Genomic DNA, 2,013 nt, shown 5'->3' with positions numbered 1-2,013 from the left:
CAAAACGACTAAAAATGACTAAAACCTACAAGGTTAGCTATAAAACATATTTTAATGAGCGGCTTAAAGAGGTATACTTTCACGGGAAGTCAACCTATCCACTATATGTACAGGTAACCTTTGACAGAAAAACGATCTTTTTTAAAAGCTATTACTTTGAATTGTTTTCAAAGCCCAGGTATTTTTTATCTGTTGCGGGAATAAGCGGTGGCCCATCTATTGAGGCTATTATTGAAAAAGAGAACGAGTTAATTGATTTCATCATTGATAAAAACCTGCCGGATTTCTCACTGGACCTGTTTAAGCAGGAGTACGCCTTTTACAGCAAAGACCTATGCGATGTAACCGAAGAGGGATTTATAGATTATATGTTTACTTTCTTTCAGGACAAGGGAATGCCAGCATTAGCCACGACTGTTCAACAAGGCAGCAGATTTCGCATTGCGTCTGAAGTAGTACGCGACATGAAAAGGGCGTTCAATCGTCCTTTATATGACGAACTGGTTGATAATTCCTTTTACTATGCCCCGCCATATTTCCCACTGTACCGGTTCATGGAGCAAACCAAAAAATGGCCAATGCTGAGTCTTACCGTGATGGAATGGGAGGATGAAAAAACTACTGTCGGGTTTATTGAATTTATGAAAAAGTATTATCCCGATAAGGATTCGGCTGAAACTGTTAATCAAATTAATAAATGGCTTATTAAATTGAGAAAGGATGCAAGCTGACTTATACAGGGGGTATTGTTTCTAAAAATTAATTAAGGGAGAAAGAATTCCCCCTTATCTGATTTTCCCAATGCTTATACTAAAAACTTAAAGAAAAAGAACAGGCAGAAGGACTTCTGCCCGTTGTTACATAAGTGTTCCAACAAAATTAAAAACAGATTAAGCAGTGGACTTACTGCGGTTTTTAATCAAGGGAAGCTGCCCGACTCCTGGATTTTTTCATGTCTCTGGATCAGGTAAAGGATAGAGATAAATTGCTGTTATCAGCCGTTGTTGAAGCACACAAAACGATAGCATGTCTTGCAAAACCTCTCGATCAACCGTCTTATCTTTAATGAGATTGGCATATAAAAGCCAGATGTTATCAATAACATCGGCTACGCTATATTCAGAATGTAAATCGTTTACGACGTCTAAAAATTCTGAACTGATATGCTTTTTAATAGACAATTTCCCCTTCATAAGAACAGTAATTTAATCCTAATGCAAGACTGTTATTCTGACTTCATAAAGGCCGAGTGGTAGTCCGAGAAATACTTAAATAGTTCGTCGTAAACCTTCCGGATCATATTTTTTTCGGCATTCGAAAAGCTTTGAATAACATGTTTTTTTTCACCGTTGACTATTCTGACTGACGGACGCATGTATCTGTAGTATGTGGGAGTTGACAAGCCGCACTCCTTCGTAATTTGTTCCCTGAAACGAACCGGCAAGTCTGTTAACATCGTGTGTAGGTCAAAAAGCATATTGCCCGGATTGGTAAGTAGATGCTGGTTTGTTTCTCTGTTCTTGTTCTTTTGTGAGGTATCTTTTTTGTTTGTCATAACGGATATTTTTAGATGGTGATTTATTCTTGATTATCTGATAGACGCATAGATAACCACTTCCATATATTTATGAAAGTGATGATCCTCTGAAGGGTTGAGAAGTTTGGAGAATAAGTGGAGGGCCGTTTTATAAATAAAAAAGGCGCGGTACTCACTTGCTTTTCTCCGTTGAGCTTGGCCGCGCACGGATACTAAACAAGCAAGCCCATGCGCCTATACTGGCGAACCAGTAGCAACATGAGCATTGCTGTTTCTGTTCTGGGCGCGGCCAAGCTCACCAGAACGAAAAATTGCAATGCGATTAATAAGTTAAGGTCGCAAAGCTAGTTATTTTAACATGAATTATTTAACATCAAATAATATATTGTAAATCAATAAGTTAATTAACTTTGCATCTAAATCTTAAATGCTTTTCAATAACAAAGATAGTGCTTTTTAAATAATTAGGGTTAAAG

The 2,013-nt window shown here is 37.6% G+C and carries 2 protein-coding genes; one reads left to right on the top strand and one right to left on the bottom strand.

The features are described from left to right. On the top strand, nucleotides 1–731 hold a 731-nt coding region (locus tag VIP81_RS15220; protein WP_331962308.1), incomplete at its 5' end, for a hypothetical protein. Nucleotides 732–950: 219 nt separating this feature from the next. On the opposite strand, the gene VIP81_RS15215 is transcribed toward VIP81_RS15220, so the two are convergent. Next, nucleotides 951–1,193: a hypothetical protein gene (locus tag VIP81_RS15215; protein WP_331962305.1), complete on the bottom strand. Its 243-nt coding sequence runs from the start codon at nucleotides 1,191–1,193 to the stop codon at nucleotides 951–953. Nucleotides 1,194–2,013: the final 820 nt, after the last annotated feature.

The organism is Chitinophaga sp. (assembly GCF_036566945.1).
Lineage (GTDB): Bacteria > Bacteroidota > Bacteroidia > Chitinophagales > Chitinophagaceae > Chitinophaga.
The sequence above is the reverse complement of the archived record's forward strand: the minus strand, read 5'-3'. Positions and strand labels throughout refer to the sequence as shown.

What these genes read in the sequence shown, in the direction of transcription:
- VIP81_RS15215 (WP_331962305.1), bottom strand. Translation starts at nt 1,193, where the DNA reads ATGAAGGGGAAATTGTCTATTAAAAAGCATATCAGTTCAGAATTTTTA.